The organism is Amycolatopsis granulosa (assembly GCF_011758745.1).
GTDB lineage: Bacteria > Actinomycetota > Actinomycetes > Mycobacteriales > Pseudonocardiaceae > Amycolatopsis_E > Amycolatopsis_E granulosa.
In genome coordinates, this window is sequence record NZ_JAANOV010000001.1 from 2,198,520 (window position 1) to 2,213,798 (window position 15,279).

Annotated in this window: 13 protein-coding genes; 6 read left to right on the top strand and 7 right to left on the bottom strand. The window is 69.7% G+C overall.

Going from position 1 to position 15,279, the window contains the following annotated elements:
* Nucleotides 1-120: 120 nt before the first annotated feature.
* The 4 genes from FHX45_RS10630 (at nt 121) to FHX45_RS10645 (ending at nt 4,893) form a co-directional block, all read left to right on the top strand.
* Nucleotides 121-900, top strand: a complete 780-nt coding sequence (locus tag FHX45_RS10630; protein ID WP_167099477.1) for a glucose 1-dehydrogenase — start codon at nt 121-123, stop codon at nt 898-900.
* A 45-nt stretch (nt 901-945) separates the two neighbouring features.
* Nucleotides 946-2,487 (top strand): sugar ABC transporter ATP-binding protein, encoded by a 1,542-nt coding sequence (locus FHX45_RS10635; RefSeq protein WP_167099480.1) that lies wholly within the window; start codon nt 946-948, stop codon nt 2,485-2,487.
* Nucleotides 2,484-3,719 carry a multiple monosaccharide ABC transporter permease gene (gene mmsB / locus FHX45_RS10640; RefSeq protein ID WP_208405875.1) on the top strand — a complete coding sequence of 412 codons (1,236 nt, stop codon included), beginning with the start codon at nt 2,484-2,486 and terminating at the stop codon, nt 3,717-3,719. Before FHX45_RS10635 ends, mmsB begins: the two co-directional genes overlap by 4 nt.
* Nucleotides 3,720-3,792: 73 nt before the next feature.
* On the top strand, nt 3,793-4,893 hold the full coding sequence (locus FHX45_RS10645) for a substrate-binding domain-containing protein (protein ID WP_208405876.1): 1,101 nt from the start codon (nt 3,793-3,795) through the stop codon (nt 4,891-4,893).
* 71 nt (nt 4,894-4,964) lie between these two features.
* Here FHX45_RS10645 and FHX45_RS10650 read toward each other — a convergent pair whose 3' ends face one another.
* From FHX45_RS10650 to FHX45_RS10665, 4 genes are read right to left on the bottom strand one after another with little or no spacing between them, the layout of a single operon-like run.
* The gene (locus FHX45_RS10650) at nt 4,965-5,702 is read right to left on the bottom strand and encodes a lipoate--protein ligase family protein (RefSeq protein WP_167099483.1); all 738 of its coding nucleotides are present in this window, start codon (nt 5,700-5,702) and stop codon (nt 4,965-4,967) included.
* A gap of 53 nt (nt 5,703-5,755) precedes the next feature.
* Nucleotides 5,756-7,123: a dihydrolipoyl dehydrogenase gene (lpdA, locus tag FHX45_RS10655; protein WP_167099486.1), complete on the bottom strand. Its 1,368-nt coding sequence runs from the start codon at nt 7,121-7,123 to the stop codon at nt 5,756-5,758.
* Between the two features lie 40 nt (nt 7,124-7,163).
* Nucleotides 7,164-8,450 carry a dihydrolipoamide acetyltransferase family protein gene (locus tag FHX45_RS10660; protein WP_167099489.1) on the bottom strand — a complete coding sequence of 429 codons (1,287 nt, stop codon included), beginning with the start codon at nt 8,448-8,450 and terminating at the stop codon, nt 7,164-7,166.
* Nucleotides 8,451-8,492: 42 nt separating this feature from the next.
* Nucleotides 8,493-10,673 (bottom strand): alpha-ketoacid dehydrogenase subunit alpha/beta, encoded by a 2,181-nt coding sequence (locus FHX45_RS10665; protein ID WP_167099492.1) that lies wholly within the window; start codon nt 10,671-10,673, stop codon nt 8,493-8,495.
* Nucleotides 10,674-10,786: 113 nt separating this feature from the next.
* On the opposite strand from FHX45_RS10665, the gene FHX45_RS10670 reads away from it, so the two are divergent.
* Both FHX45_RS10670 and FHX45_RS10675 read left to right on the top strand, forming a co-directional pair.
* Nucleotides 10,787-11,296 carry a VOC family protein gene (locus FHX45_RS10670; RefSeq protein WP_167099495.1) on the top strand — a complete coding sequence of 170 codons (510 nt, stop codon included), beginning with the start codon at nt 10,787-10,789 and terminating at the stop codon, nt 11,294-11,296.
* 15 nt (nt 11,297-11,311) lie between these two features.
* On the top strand, nt 11,312-11,995 hold the full coding sequence (locus tag FHX45_RS10675) for an FCD domain-containing protein (RefSeq protein ID WP_167099498.1): 684 nt from the start codon (nt 11,312-11,314) through the stop codon (nt 11,993-11,995).
* Between the two features lie 64 nt (nt 11,996-12,059).
* Here FHX45_RS10675 and FHX45_RS10680 read toward each other — a convergent pair whose 3' ends face one another.
* From FHX45_RS10680 to FHX45_RS10690, 3 genes are read right to left on the bottom strand one after another with little or no spacing between them, the layout of a single operon-like run.
* Nucleotides 12,060-12,902: a mycofactocin-coupled SDR family oxidoreductase gene (locus FHX45_RS10680; RefSeq protein ID WP_167099501.1), complete on the bottom strand. Its 843-nt coding sequence runs from the start codon at nt 12,900-12,902 to the stop codon at nt 12,060-12,062.
* Entirely contained in the window at nt 12,902-13,816 is a 915-nt protein-coding gene (locus FHX45_RS10685) for a TIM barrel protein (protein ID WP_208405877.1), read from the bottom strand. The genes FHX45_RS10680 and FHX45_RS10685 overlap by 1 nt, the downstream gene beginning before the upstream one ends.
* Nucleotides 13,813-15,273 (bottom strand): NAD-dependent succinate-semialdehyde dehydrogenase, encoded by a 1,461-nt coding sequence (locus FHX45_RS10690; protein WP_341771422.1) that lies wholly within the window; start codon nt 15,271-15,273, stop codon nt 13,813-13,815. The genes FHX45_RS10685 and FHX45_RS10690 overlap by 4 nt, the downstream gene beginning before the upstream one ends.
* Between the last annotated feature and the right edge of the window lie 6 nt (nt 15,274-15,279).

Here is a 15,279-nt window from a genome sequence, read left to right on the forward strand (position 1 = left end):
CGCGTCGGAGCATGCGCGCTGAGTTGACGGGCTCTTGTGACGCTTGACGCACCATCAGACGCCCGCTTATGGTTCTGCAACCGATTGCAAGCAACATCGACGAAACACAAGGAGACCGCAGTGACTGCTCGTCTGACGGATCGCACCATCGTGGTGACCGGAGCCGCCCGTGGCATCGGCGCCGGTATCGCGCACGCGATGGCGGCCGAGGGCGCGAACATCGTCGTGGTGGACCTCCTGGCCGAGGAGGCCGCGGAGACCGCCGAGCGCATCGTCAAGGACGGCGGGAAGGCGGTCTCCATCGCCGCCGACGTCACCAACCGCGAGCAGGTGCGCGCCGCGATCGACCTCGCCGTGTCGGAGTTCGGCCGGCTCGACGCCATGTTCAACAACGCCGGCGTCAACGACCCGCGCAACTGGCTCGACATCGACAAGGACAACTGGGACTTCATCACGGGCATCAACGGCTGGGGTGTCGTCGTCGGAACCCAGGAGGCGGCGAAGCAGTTCATCGCGCAGGGCAGCCCCGGCAAGATCATCAACACGGCCTCCATCGCCGGCCGCCAGGGTTACGCCGCCATCGGCCCCTACTGCGCGTCGAAGGCCGCGGTGATCTCCCTGACCCAGTCCGCCGCCCGCGCGCTGGCCCCGCACGACATCACCGTGAACGGGTTCGCCCCCGGCGTCGTCGACACCCCGCTGTGGGTCGAGCTCGACAAGGCCCTGGACAACATCGGCAAGCCGGAGCTCAAGTTCGCGGGCATGGCCGCCGACATCCTCCTCGGCCGGCCGAGCCAGCCCGCCGACATCGCGCCGACCGCCATCTTCCTCGCCGGCCCGGACTCGGACTACATCACCGGCCAGATCATCCCCATCGACGGCGGCATGATCCTCGTCTGACGAGGACGTCCGGCCCCACTTCTCGCCTTCGGAAACGGACAGTCCATGACCACCTCACCACGGCCCGTGCTCGAGATGCGGGGCATCACCAAAGCGTTCGGCAGCGCCCTCGCGCTCGGCGGCGTGTCCTTCGACGTGCTGCCCGGCGAAGTGCACGCGCTCTGCGGCGAGAACGGCGCCGGCAAGTCCACCCTGATGAAGGTCCTGAGCGGGGTCTACCCGCACGGGACCTACGACGGCGAGATCTGGTTCGAGGGCGAGCTCCTCCAGCTCAAGGACCTGCGCGACAGCGAGCGCCACGGCATCGTCATCATCCACCAGGAGCTGGCGCTGAGCCCGCACATGTCCGTCGCCGAGAACATCTTCCTCGGCAATGAGCTGCGCGGGCGGTTCGGCCTGATCGACTGGAACAGGACCAAACGCGAAGCCGCGGCTCTCCTCGATCGGGTGGGTCTGCGCGAGGACGTCAGCGCTCCCGTCTCCGGACTCGGCGTCGGGAAGCAGCAGCTGGTCGAGATCGCCAAGGCGCTGTCGAAGGAGGTCAAGCTCCTCATCCTCGACGAGCCGACCGCAGCACTGAACGACGAGGACTCCCAGCACCTGCTGAACCTGGTCGTCGAGCTGAAGAGACAAGGCATCGCGTCGGTCATCATCAGCCACAAGCTGAACGAGATCGAGCAGATCGCCGACCGGGTGACCGTCATCCGGGACGGCCGGGTCGTCGAGACGCTCGACGCCGCGGACGTCACCGAGGACCGCATCATCGTCGGGATGGTGGGGCGCGACATGGAGCACCGTTATCCGGAGCGCCCCGCCAAGCAACTCGGGCCGTGCGTACTGCGCGTCGAGGACTGGACGGTGTACGACACCGTGGACCCCACCCGGAAGGTCATCGACTCGGCCAGTTTCGAGGTACGGGCCGGCGAGATCCTCGGCGTCTGCGGCCTGGTCGGATCCGGGCGCACCGAGCTCGCCATGAGCCTGTTCGGTCACGCGTTCGGCAGCAACATCACCGGCCGAACGTGGGTCAACGGCCGCGAGGTCACGATGAAGACCGTTCGCCAGGCCATCGACCACGGCCTGGCCTACGCGACCGAGGATCGCAAGGCGCTCGGCCTCAACATGATCGACGACATCCGCCGCAACATCACCCTCGCGTCCTTGAACAAGGTTACCACACGCGGACTCCTCGACGAGCGCAAGGAAATCGGGGTGGCCAAGGGTTTCCGGGACTCCATGAACATCAAGGCCCCCTCGGTGTTCGCGGAAGCCGGCCACCTCAGCGGCGGCAACCAGCAGAAGGTCGTCCTCAGCAAGTGGATCTTCGCCGATCCCGACGTCCTCATCCTCGACGAGCCGACCCGCGGGATCGACGTCGGCGCCAAGTACGAGATCTACAACATCATCCACGAGCTGGCCCGCAACGGTAAGGCGATCCTCGTCGTCTCCTCCGAACTCCCGGAGCTTCTCGGAATCGCAGACCGAATCATGGCCGTATGTGAAGGCCGCATCACCGGCGACCTCCCTGTCGAAAGCGCAAACCCGGAAAGCCTGATGCGGCTCATGACCCTGGAGAAAGCACGATGAGCGCGACCCTGTCCAAAGACGAGCAGAGCACGCCGGCGCCCCTGGTGGGCCTCGAGGAGCGCCGGCGCGTGAACCCGCTCGTCGCCGCCCTGTCACGCAACAGCATGTTCGTGGCCCTGGCCGCGGTGATCGTGGTGTTCACCCTCACGACTGACGGCGTCATCGTGCGGAACCAGAACGTCTCCAACGTCATCGTCCAGAACGGCTACATCCTCATCCTCGCCATCGGCATGGTGATGGTGATCGTCGGCGGGCACATCGACCTGTCCGTCGGCTCCCTGGCCGGATTCGTCGGCTCGGTGTCCGCGGTCCTGATGGTGAACCACCACGTGCACTGGGGACTCGCGGTCGTCCTATCCCTGGTCATCGGCGCGGCCGCGGGAGCGTTCCAGGGGTTCTGGATCGCCTACGTGGGCGTCCCGTCCTTCATCGTCACCCTGGCCGGGATGCTCACCTTCCGCGGCCTGACGCTCATGGTCATCGGCCCGACGAACATCGGGTCGTTCCCGGCGGGCTTCACGAAGTTCGGCTCCGGCTACCTGGGCAACCCGCACCCGGGCAAGGGCGTCGACCTGCTGACCGTCATCCTCACCGTGCTCCTCGTGGCCGCCATCGTCGTGACCCGCGTCCGCGGGCGCATGGGGAAGAAGTCGCACGGCGAGCCCGTCGGTTCCCCGATCCCGTTCGCCCTCGGTCTGATCGCGCTCAGCGCGGCCGTCTTCGCCCTCGGCTGGGCACTGGCGAGCTACCGCGGTACCCCGATGGTCCTGGTCATCCTCCTCGTGCTGGCCGCGGTGTACACCCTCATCGCCAAGCGGACCTCGCTGGGCCGGTACATCTACGCCGTCGGCGGCAACCGCCGCGCGGCCGAGCTGAGCGGGATCAACGCGAAGCGGATCGTCTTCTTCCTCTTCGTGAACATGGGCTTGCTGGCCGCGCTCGCCGGCCTCGCGTTCACCGCCCGGCTGAACCTGGCGTCCTCCGCAGGCGGCTCCGGGTTCGAACTCGAGGCCATCGCCGCGGCCTTCGTCGGCGGCGCCGCCGTCCAGGGCGGCATCGGCACCATCAGCGGAGCCATCATCGGTGGCCTCACCATCGGTGTGATCAACAACGGCATGTCGATCATGGGCCTGGGTGCCCAGTGGCAGCAGGCCGTCCTCGGGCTGGTTCTTCTCGTCGTCGTCGCCTTCGACTTCTGGAACAAGAAGCGGCGCGGTCGCCAGAGCGTCTGAGCCCGCCTCCACCCGCTGCCGTTCGGGGGCGGCGCGCAGCCCTCGCTGCAAACGATTGAAAGGTACAAGGCCCGTGAAAAAGATCCTTCTGGCCGTCCTCGGCCTGGCGCTCACCGCAGCGCTCGCCGCGTGTGGCGGGGGCGCGTCCGGCTCCGGTGGCAGCGGAACCATCGGCATCCTGATGCCCAGCACCACCAACGCCCGCTGGCAGATCGAAGCCAACCAGATGACCGCCACCCTCAAGGAGCGCGGTTACGACACCTCGGTCCAATTCGCCAACGACGACGCGCCGACCCAGGTGTCCCAGCTCGAGGACATGGTCACCAAGGGCGTCAAGGCCCTCATCGTGGTCGCGGTCGACGGCAAGGCTCTCAGCGGCCCGCTTGCCGACGCCAAGGCGAGCAACATCCCGGTGGTCGCCTACACCCGGCTCCTGCAGAACACCGACGCCGCCGACTTCTACACGACGTTCGACTACAAGAAATACGGCGCGCTCAGCGGCACCGCCATCCTCCAGCGCCTGGGCATCCAGGACAAGGACGGCAAGGACACCGGCAACAAGGGCCCGTTCAACATCGAGATCGTCAACGGCAGCCCGACCGACTCGGTGGCCTACGACATGTGGGAAGGCTACAAGGCGACCCTCCAGCCCTACGTCGACAACGGCACCCTGCGCGTCCTCTCCGGACAGACCACCTTCGACCAGTCCGCCACGCTGAACTGGAACCCGGAAACCGCCCAGAGGCGCATGGAGAACATCGTCACCAAGACCTACTCCGGCGGCGCCAAGCTCGACGCCGTCTGGGTGCCCTACGACGGTCTCACCCGCGGCGTCATCTCGGCCCTCACCGGCTCCGGCTTCAGCCCCGGCAGCGACCGCTGGCCGCTGCTGACCGGTGGCGACGCCGAGGTGGACTCGGTCAAGGCGATCCTCGCGGGCCAGCAGTACTCGACCGTGTACCTGGACTACAAGGCACTGGCCAAGGGCACCGCCGACCTCGTCGCCGACAAGCTCGAGGGCAAGGGCTTCCCGAAGGCCGACACCGAGTACGACAACGGGACCACGAAGGTGCCGACCAAGCTCTTCGACCTGAGCCTGGTGCGCAAGGACGACGTGAAACCGGTCCTGGTCGACCGGGGCTTCTACACGGCCGACCAGATCGGCCTCAGGTAAAGGTCAGCAATCCGGTTGTGGGCCGTCGGCGAAGCGTCCGGCGGCCCACAACCTTGTGCGCGTTCCCAGGGTCACACGAGGTGCCGCGGCAGCTGGTGTTCCGCGGCCGCGAGGGTGCTGCTCTCGAACGGGGTCGCCGGGAGCGAGCCCCCGCCGTACGCGGCCCGGATCCGGTGCTCGACCTCGGCCACTCCGCAGCCGGGCACCTCGTCCGCGACCGAGCCGACGGTACCCGGATCGAACGGCAGGTCGAGAGCGGCGTAGACGTCGCTCAGCACGCGCCGGAGGGGCTCGGCGTCGTCGATGACGATCAGCGCGCTGAACAGCCACCCGTTGCGCACGACACGCTGCGCCGTGCCGACGAGCTTCACGACCGAACGGGCGTTGACGCTGTGCTCGCCCGCGCAGTACTCACCGGGGACGGGACCGACCCGGGCATCGACACCCAGCTCGCGGAGAGCGGTGGCGTAGCGGGCACCGAAGCGCGCGAACCGGTCGTTCAGGCCCGCCGCGGCAGGCACCTGCTGCCGCACGTGGTCGATCACGAGGGCGTTCCCGGTGTAGGCCACGGCCCGGCCGCCGACACCGCGGACGCTCGTCTCGAACCCCGCCGCGGCGGCCGACTCGACCGCGGCCCGGAACCCGGGACGGTGCGTGTCCCGGCGGCCGAACACGACGGCCGGGCCGGCGGGGCGGTAGATGCGGAGCGTCTCCGGGACCTCACCGGCAGCGGCCTGCCGCAGCAGGGCGGAAGTGACAGCGAGCTCCGCGGCCTCCGAAGCACCGGCCCTGCCGGTATGCAACCGCATACCACCCTGCCTACCAGATGATCAGGGCCAGGACACGCACCGGGCCGGGGGCCTCATCCATGGGCGTGCAGGGGCTTCCCGGACAGCGCGAGAGCGGCTTCGCCGAGCGCTTCGTTCTGCGTGGGGTGGGCGTGCACGAAACGGGCGACGTCGCCGGGGAGCGCTTCCCAGTTGACCATCAGCGCCGCCTCGCCGACCTGCTCGCTCATCCGGGCGCCGATCATGTGCACGCCGACGATCGGGCCGTCCGGCTCGCGGACCAGCTTCACGAACCCGCTGGTGCCGAGCATCTGGCTCTTGCCGTTGCCGGTCAGGCCGTACTCGAGGGTTTCGACCTCGCCGAACCGCTCACGCGCCTGGGACTCGGTGAGACCGACGGACGCGATTTCGGGTTCGCAGTAGGTGACGCGCGGGATGGTGTGGTCCTCGACCGGCGGCGGGTTCAGTCCGGCGATCTCCTCGGCCACGAAGATGCCGTGCGCGAAGCCCCGGTGCGCCAGCTGGAGACCGGCGACCAGGTCGCCGACCGCATACACGTGCGGCACCGAGGTGCGCAGCCGCTCGTCGGTCACCACCCAGCCTCGATCCAGCTCGATGCCGTTCTCCTCGTACCCCAGCCCGGCCGACACCGGCCCGCGGCCCACCGCGACGAGGACGAGATCGGCGGGGATGGTGTCGCCGTTCTCCAGGCTCACCAGCACACCGTCGCCGGTCTGCTTGACGCCGCTGAAGCGGGTGCCGGTGCGGAAGGCGATGCCACGCTTGCGGAACGCGCGCTGGAGCTGCCTGCCGATGGCCGGGTCCTCCAGCGGGACCAGCGACGGAAGTGCCTCGATGATCGTGACCTCGGCGCCGAAGGACCGCCACACGGACGCGAACTCGACGCCGATGACGCTGCCGCCGATGATGACGACGCTGGCGGGGACCTCGGTGAGCCGGAGCGCGTCGTCGCTGGTGATGACGCGGCCGCCGATCTCCAGACCGGGCAGGGTGCGTGCGGTGGAACCGGTCGCGAGCACGAGATCGGTGGCGGTGTAGCGCTCCCCGCCCACGTCCACTGTGGTCGGACCGGCCAGCTTCCCCTCCCCGGGGACCAGGGTGATCCCGCCCGCCTGCACGAGCCCCTGCAGGCCCCGGTACAGCCGGGCGACGACGCCGTCCTGGAACGCGGTGACACCGGCCATGTCGATGCCCTCGAAGGACGTCCGGACGCCGTGCGCGGAACCGGCGCGCGCGGCGTCGGCGAGCTCGGCCGCGTGCAGCAGCGCCTTGGTCGGCACACAGCCGCGGTGCAGGCAGGTGCCGCCGAGCCGGTCGCGCTCGATGAGCGCGACCGACCGGCCGAGCTGGGCGGCGCGCAGCGCGGTCGCGTAGCCACCGCTGCCGCCGCCGAGGACGACGACGTCGAAGTCGCGGGTCATGATCTCTCCTGGCCTGTCGGGGTCGTGGGTCGCGGCCGGGTCAGACGACCAGGCTCAGCGGGTTCTCGATCGCGGTGACGAGGGCGTCCATCCACTGCGCCGCGAGGGCGCCGTCAATGGCGCGGTGGTCGACCGACAGCACGAGCTGCACGGCCGTGCGGACCGCCACCTCGTCCCCCACCACGACCGGCGTGGGGCGGCCGGCACCGACGGCGAGGATCGCCGACTGCGGCGGGTTGATGATGGCGGAGAACTCCTCGACGCCGTACATGCCGAGATTCGAGATGCTGATCGAGCCGCCCTCGAGGTCCTGCTGCTGGAGCCGGCCGGCATCGGCCTGCTCGACGAACGTCTTGACCTGCGCGGAGATCGCCGAGAGCGAGGATTTCTCGACCCCGCGCAGCACCGGGGTGACCAGGCCCCGCGCGGAGGCGATGGCCACCGAGATGTCCACGCCGTCGAAGTGGCGCAGGGCGTCGTCGGTCCAGATCACGTTCGCGTCCGGCACCCGGGTGTGCGCCACGGCGACGGCCCGGATGAGGAAGTCGTTGACGGAGATCTTCGTGGGTGCGGCGTCGTTGAGCCGGGCACGGAGCGCGAGCAGCTCGTCGAGCACCGCGGTGCGCTTGACGTAGAAGTGCGGGATCTCCTGCTTGCTCTGGGTGAGCCGCCGGGCGATCGCGCGCCGCAGCCGGGTGTGCTCGACGTCGGTCCAGCCGGTCCCGGCCCCGGCAGTAGGTGCAGTCGGTGCGCTCGGTGCAGACGGCGCTGTCGGTGCGGCTGGCGCTGTCGGTGCGGCTGGGGCCCGGCTCGCTGCGGCCGCGGCGCTGACGAGGTGCTCGACGTCGCGGCGCCGGATGCGGCCGTGGGGGCCGGTCCCGGTGACGCCGTCGGGGCTGAGCCCCGCCTCTCGCAGCAGCTTGCGCGCGATCGGGCTGATGAAGGTTCGCGCACCATCGGTGGTTCCGGCCGACGGACTCGGCGGCGCCGCCGCCTCGGTGGCGGGCACGGTGGCGGGTGGCTCGGCGCTGCCCGCTGCGGTCACACCCAGCTCGGCGAGCACGGCATCGAGGTCCGTGGTGAGCTCGTCGGCACTGCCGAGCAGCGCCATGGGCGCTCCGACGTCGACGGTCGAGCCGGGCGCTACGAGAGTGCGCAGCAGGGTCGCGCCCTTCTCCGCCTCCATCTCGACAACGGCCTTCTCGGTCTCGATGACGGCGATGAGGTCGCCCGCCGCGAACTCGTCCCCCACCGTGACGAGCCACTCGGCAACGACCACCTCGGTCGCCCCGGCAGCCACCTCCGGCACCGGCAACAGCTCAGCCATGGAACAGTCCTCGTCTCTGGATCGGTAGCGGTTGGTGCGGGGTCACTCGGCGGCGATGCGCCGCAGGGCGGTGACGACCTCGTCGGTCTTCGCGATCGCGGCGCGCTCGAGCACCTTGCTGATGCTCGGCGACGCCTCGCCGCCGGTCACCCGCTCGACGGGGGCGTCCAGCCAGTCGAAGAGGCGGCGCTGGATCTCGTCGGCCAGCCAGCCGCCGTAGGAGGTGCCGATCGCTCCCTGCTCGACGATCAGGACCCGGTTGGTCTTCCGCACGCTCTCCTCGATCGTGGCCCAGTCCAGGGAAGCGCGGTCCAGCCAGCGCAGGTCGATCAGATCGGCGGAGACCTCGCCGACCTCGTCCAGCGCCTCCAGGCAGTGCCCCACCATGGAGAGGTAGGAGATGACCGTGAGGTCGGTGCCCTCCCGTCGCACGGCCGCCTTGCCGACCGGCAGGTGGTAGTCGAGGTCGTCGACCGGGCCGACACCCGTCGTGGTGTAGAGGTCGACGTGCTCGAGCACGACCACCGGGTCGTCGCAGGCGAGCGCGGTGTTCATCAGCCCGACGTAGTCGAACGGCGTGGACGGGGCGACCACCCGCAGCCCGGGCGCGGTGGTCAGGATGCCGGCCGGGTCCATCGAGTGCTGGGAGCCGTAGCCGGTTCCGGCGGCGAGCTTGCTGCGCAGCACGAACGGGACGGCGCTCTCACCGCCGAACATGTGGCGGGCCTTGGCGACCTGGTTGAACAGCTGGTCGGCGGCGACCCACATGAAGTCGGCGTACATGAACTCCACGACCGGCCGGAACCTGCCGTCGAGGGCCATCCCCCCGCCCAGCCCGGCGAAAGCGTTTTCACTGATCGGGGTGCCGAGGACCCGGCCGGGGAACAGTTCGAGGGCGCGTTTGGTGGCGCCGTTGGTGCCGCCCTTGAGGCCGTCGACGTCCTCGCCCATCACGACGATGCGGTCGTCGGTCTCCATCCGCCGGCCCATCACGTCGCTGACCACGTCGATGAACCGCCGCTCGCCGAGCTCGCCGGTGAAGTCGTCCTGGTCCTCGAACCGGAGTCCCTCCAGCTCGGCGAGGTCGCCGCGCACGCCGACGTCGACGAAGCTGGTGTCGGGCCACAGCTCCGGCCGGATGCGGCGCTGCCCCGGCTTGCCTCCGGCGACCGGCTCCAGCAGCCCGTCACCGATACCGGCCATGACCGCGTCCACCTCGGCTTTCGCCGCGTCGACCGCGTCAGCGGTGAGCAGGCCCCGCTCGACCACGGCGGCACGCAGCTGGTCGATGGCGTCGCGCTCCCGCCACGCCTTCTCCTCGGCCTTGGAGCGGTAGCCGAAGGCGGAACCGGGGAAGGCGCCGTTCTGGTGGAAGTAGCGGTAGAGATCGGCCTCGATGATCGTCGGGCCGTGACCGGCCCGCATGTGCTCGACCGCTTCGGTCATCGCCGTGTACACGGCGAGGGCGTCCATGCCGTCGACGCGCCAGCTCGGGATGCCGAACCCGGGGCCACGAGCCGACAGCCGGGTCTCCGCGGTGGCCTTGGCCACCGGCGTCGAGACGGCGTACTGGTTGTTCTCGATGAAGAAGCAGATCGGCAGCTTCCAGGCGGCCGCGAGGTTGAACGTCTCCAGGACCGAACCGATGTTGACCGCCCCGTCGCCGAAGTAGGTGACCGAGACCGCGTCCGTTCCGGCGTGTTTCATGTTCCAGGCGAAACCGGCGGCCTGCGGGACGCCGCCGCCGACGATGGCGTTGGTGCCCATCGCGCCCGCTTCGCGCCACTGCAGGTGCATCGACCCGCCGCGCCCGCGGCAGAAGCCGTCGGCGAGACCGCAGATCTCGGCGAGCGTGCGGCGGAACACCTCGTGCACCTCGGGCGTGATCTCCGGGAGCGCGCCGGGCTTGGGCTGGAGAACGTGGCCGACCGCCTTGGCGATGAACTGGTGGTGGCCGCGGTGGGATCCGTTGACGAAGTCGTCGGAGCGCAGCGGGAGGATCGAGCCGACGGCGCCGCCCTCCTGGCCCACGCTGGAGTGGGCCGGGCCGTGGATGAGGCCCTGCCCGGCGAGTTCGAGCACGTACTCCTCGAACGAGCGGATCCACTGCGCGCGCCCGAGCAGCTGCAGAAGCACGTCCGGGTCGGCGTCCGACCAGTCCCGCGCGCTGGTGGACAGCTCCACCCAGGGTGCGCCGGGGACCAGGTCCGTGTGCGTCGTCATGGTGCCTCTCCCGATCTCGTCAATGGATCCATTATCGGATCTGACGCTGGCTTCTACCGTGGAATACCTCTACCCTAAGGGGTGGAATGTATCCATTGCAAGGAAGAGGCGCGATGACCACCACGCGAATCCCGGGCGTCCGGGGCGTCGACCACTTCGGCGTCACCGTCCCCGACCTCGACCAGGCGCACACCTTCTTCACCGAGGTCCTGGGCTGCGAGTACCTGTACCGGCTGGGGCCGTACCAGCACGACGACGACTGGATGAGCGTGCACCTGGGCGTGCACGAGAAGGCGGTGATGCGACGGCTGCACTTCTACCGGCTCGGCGGCCAGGCGATCTTCGAGGTGTTCCAGTACGAGGCACCCGATCAGCGGACCGAACCGCCCCGCAACAGCGACATCGGCGGCCACCACGTCGCGATCTACGTCGAGGACCTCGACGCCGCCGTGGCGGCCCTGCACGCGAACGGCCTGACGGTCATGGGTGAGCCGACCGCGAGCAAGAACGCGAGTGAAGGACAGCGCTGGGTGTACTTTCTCAGCCCGTGGGGGATGCAGTTCGAGCTGGTCTCCTACCCCGGCGGAAAGGCCTTCGACCACAACCCTTCCGCCTTCGACTGACCGGAAGGAGTGTTCGTGACAGCGACAGGGGCCGCACGGGTCGCGAGCCAGCGCATCGCCGAGGTCCTGCGCGAGCGCATCCTCGCCGGGCAGCTCCCGCCCGGAACCCGGATCAAGCAGGACGAGCTGGCCGAGGAGCTCTCCGCCAGCCGGATCCCGGTCCGCGAGGCGCTGCGCATCCTGGAGTCGCGTGGCCTGGTCGAGGTTCGCGCCAATTCCGGCGCGTGGGTCACGCAGATGGACCTGCACAACCTGACCATCACCTACCAGATCCGGGAACGGATCGAGCCCCTGCTGCTGATGGACAGCGTGCCCCGGCTGGATCCGGCCGTGGTCGCGCGGATGCGCGAAATCCAGGCGGAGATCGAGACGAACGACGACCTCGAACGGTTCATGGCGCTCGACCGCGAACTGCACTGGGCGACCTACGCCGGCAACCGGACTCCCTACCTGGCGACCATGGTCGAGCGGCTGTGGGACACCACCCAGCACTACCGGCGCGAATTCGCCCGCCAGATGGGCGATCGCGGCACCTGGGCGGTCAACACCGAGCACCGGCTGCTGATCGAGGCGATCGCCAGCGGCGACACCGCCAGCGCGTCGAACGTGCTCGCGCTGCACATCCAGCGCACCCGGGTGGAGCTGGCACGCAACCCCGAGTTCCTGGCGTCGATCGGGCACGAGACGGCGCGGTCCTGACGCCCGGGCGTGACCGCGTGGTGCGGTTGCGGTGCGGGCGGCACCGCAACCGCACCACGCGCGGTCAGGCGGTGAACCGGGCGCTCCACCCGGCGTTGACGTCGATCGTCGAGCCGCTGATGTAGCGCGACTGGTCCGAGGACAGGAAGAGAACGGCGTTGGACACCTCTTCGCTGTCCAGACGGCCGGCCGGAATGGTGTGCACGGCCCAGTTCACGTACGACGTGACGTCGTCCTCGGTCGCGTCCGGGTTGTCCGGGAAGAACATCGGCGGCAGGGTGCCGTTGTTGATCATCTCGGTGCTGATGTAGCCGGGGCAGACGGCGTTCACCCGCACGAAGTGCGGGCCGAGGTCGACCGCGGCCGCCTTGACGAGCCCGATGACACCCCACTTCGAGGCGATGTAGGCCGGGTTGTTGGCGGTGCCCACCTTGCCGACGCTGGAGGAGATCCCGACGATGGACCCGCTGCGCTGCTCGACCATCTGCGGGGACACCGCCCGGATGGTGTTGAAGACGCCGGTGAGGTTGACGTCGATCGTGTCCTGCCACTGCTGCGCCGTCATGGCCTGGACGGGTGTGTAGGAGTCGATGCCGGCGTTGGCGACGGCGATGTCCAGACGCCCCCACCGCTCGACGATCTCGCCGACGGCCCGCTCCATCTCCGGCAGCGACCGGACGTCGGCCTCGATCGCGAGGCACTCGCCGCCCGCGGCGTTGACGAGCTTCTCGGTCTCGGCGATGTCACCGGGGCGGTTGATCGCGTAGGCGGTGTGGTCGAAGGATCCGGTGAAGTCGCAGAAGGCGACCTTCGCGCCGGCGCGGGCGAAGGCGAGCGCGTGTGAGCGGCCCTGTCCCCGGCCGCCGCCGGTGACGAACGCGACCTTGCCGTCGAGGTGGTACGTCATCAGTTCTCCTCGGTGTCTGCTCGTGCGGCGGCGATGCCGGCTTGCACGATCGGGCGGGCCGTGCTGATGGCCCGGGTGAGGGCTTCGTCGATCGGGAGTGCGCGGTGCTCGCGCGAGATGATCTCCACCCCCCACCCGCCGGTCCAGCCGGCGCGGGTGAGCGTCTCGACCAGCCCGACGAGGTCGAAGACCCCTTCGCCGCACAGCCGGCGGTGGTGGATGGTGTCCTCGAACAGCGTGCCCCGCACCGTGGCGTCCGCGTCGTCCAGTTCGGCACCGAAGAGGATGTCGGGGGTCAGTGCGGCTTCGAGCTCGGCCAGGGTGGTACCCGCCCGGAACACGTGCCAGCTGTCCACGATCACACCACAGCCGGGATGCCCGACCGCGCGGGCCAGCTCGGCCGCGGCCGGGACGCTGCCGATCAGCGAGAACGGCATGCCTTCGATGGCGATGCGGGTGCCGCGGTCGACCGCCTGCGCGGACAGCTCGCGCAACGGCTGCACGAACGGCGTCAGGTCCTCGGCCGGATCACCGTAGGTGGTCGCGACCTTGATGTGGTTGGCACCGAGCTGTTCGGCGGCGTCTAGGAGCAGCTGCCGGGTCTCGTCGGAGCGGGCCCGGCGGGCGTCCGTGGTCCACCAGTCGGTCAGGAGCTCGACCTCGGTCTGGGCGATGCCCGCCTCGGCGATCAACTCACGCAGCGCGCGGAACCCGATGGTGTCCCGCACTTCACGCAGATCGTCCTGGGCGATGCCGATGCCGTCCCAGCCGGCCGCGGCGACCGCCCGGACGCGCTCTTCGATCGCCAGCGGGCTGCGCTCGTCGGCATCCATGGGCGCGACGTTGCCCGCGCTCGTCCAGCAGGTGGCGATCATCGCCGGCTGCGGACCCGATGTGTGTGCGGTCGTGGTCACCAGTCCACCGCCACGTACTTGCTCTCGGTGAACTCGAGCATGCCCTCGTGGCCGCCCTCGCGACCGAGACCCGACTGCTTCGTGCCACCGAACGGGGCGGCGGGGTCGGAGACCACCGGACGGTTCAGCCCGACCATGCCGGAGTCGAGGCGCTCGGCGACCCGCATCCCGGTGCGCAGGTCGCGGGTGTAGACGTAGGACACGAGACCGAACTCCGTGCGGTTGGCCAGTGCCACGGCCTCGTCGAGGTCGTCGTAGGCGACCACGGGTGCGACCGGGCCGAAGATCTCCTGGGACAGGATGTGGGCGTCCTGCGGCACCCCGCCGAGAACGGTTGGCGTGTAGTAGTAGCCGACCCGGTCCGGCGCGGACCCGCCCGCGACCGGTACCGCCCCGGCGTCCAGCGCCGACTGGACGAGCTCGGCGACCTTGTCCCGGGTCTTCGCGTTGACCAGCGGGCCGACCTTGGTGCTCTCGACCAGCCCGGGACCGACCTCGAGCGGCTCGACCGCGGCCGCGAACCGCCGGGTGAACTCCTCGGCGACGGCGGAGTGGACGATGAACCGGTTCGCGGCGGTACACGCCGAGCCACCGTTGCGCAGCTTGGCCACCAGCGCACCGGCGACGGCTTCGTCGAGGTCGGCGTCGGGCAGCACCAGGAACGGTGCGTTGCCGCCGAGCTCCATGGACGCGGAGACGACCGTCCGCGACGCGTGGCCGAGCAGGACGCGGCCCACCTCGGTGGAGCCGGTGAAGGAGACCTTGCGGACCAGGTCGTGATCCAGCAGCGTCGAGCTCACGTCGTTGGACCGCGTCGACGGAACGATGTTGACCACACCGTCGGGGACGCCGGCCTCGGCGAGGATCGCGACGATCGCCAGCGCGGTCAGCGGCGTCTCGGACGCGGGCTTGAGGATGACCGAACAGCCGGCGGCGAGGGCCGGGCCGATCTTGCGGGTCGCCATGGCGGCGGGGAAGTTCCACGGCGTGATCAGCAGCGACACCCCGATCGGCTGGCGCAGCACGACGATCTTGTTGGTGCCGGCGGGAGCGTGCTCGACCACGCCGGAGAGGCGGACCGCCTCCTCGGAGTACCAGCGGAAGAACTCGGCCGCGTAGGCGACCTCGGCCCTGGCGTCCGGCAGGGACTTGCCGTTCTCCAGCACGATCAGGCGGGCCAGCGCCTCGGCGCGCTCGGTCATCAGGTCGAAGGCACGCCGGAGCACGTCGCTGCGGAACCGCGGGCTGGTGGCCGTCCAGCGGCCCATCGCCTCCTGCGCGACGTCCACGGCGGCGACGGCGTCCGCGACCGTGCCGTTCACCACCTCCGCGATCACGTCTTCGGTTGCGGGGTTCGTGACTTCGATGACGCCGTCGCCATCCGCCGGCTTGCCACCGATGACGGGCCCCAGTGGGATGGGTCCGAGCACCTTGATGATGTCGTCGAGATCGTTCACAGCTGT

What these genes read in the sequence shown, in the direction of transcription:
- FHX45_RS10635 (WP_167099480.1), top strand. Translation starts at nt 946, where the DNA reads ATGACCACCTCACCACGGCCCGTGCTCGAGATGCGGGGCATCACCAAA.
- mmsB (WP_208405875.1), top strand. Translation starts at nt 2,484, where the DNA reads ATGAGCGCGACCCTGTCCAAAGACGAGCAGAGCACGCCGGCGCCCCTG.
- FHX45_RS10650 (WP_167099483.1), bottom strand. Translation starts at nt 5,702, where the DNA reads ATGCGGTTGCATACCGGCAGGGCCGGTGCTTCGGAGGCCGCGGAGCTC.
- lpdA (WP_167099486.1), bottom strand. Translation starts at nt 7,123, where the DNA reads ATGACCCGCGACTTCGACGTCGTCGTCCTCGGCGGCGGCAGCGGTGGC.
- FHX45_RS10660 (WP_167099489.1), bottom strand. Translation starts at nt 8,450, where the DNA reads ATGGCTGAGCTGTTGCCGGTGCCGGAGGTGGCTGCCGGGGCGACCGAG.
- FHX45_RS10665 (WP_167099492.1), bottom strand. Translation starts at nt 10,673, where the DNA reads ATGACGACGCACACGGACCTGGTCCCCGGCGCACCCTGGGTGGAGCTG.
- FHX45_RS10670 (WP_167099495.1), top strand. Translation starts at nt 10,787, where the DNA reads ATGACCACCACGCGAATCCCGGGCGTCCGGGGCGTCGACCACTTCGGC.
- FHX45_RS10680 (WP_167099501.1), bottom strand. Translation starts at nt 12,902, where the DNA reads ATGACGTACCACCTCGACGGCAAGGTCGCGTTCGTCACCGGCGGCGGC.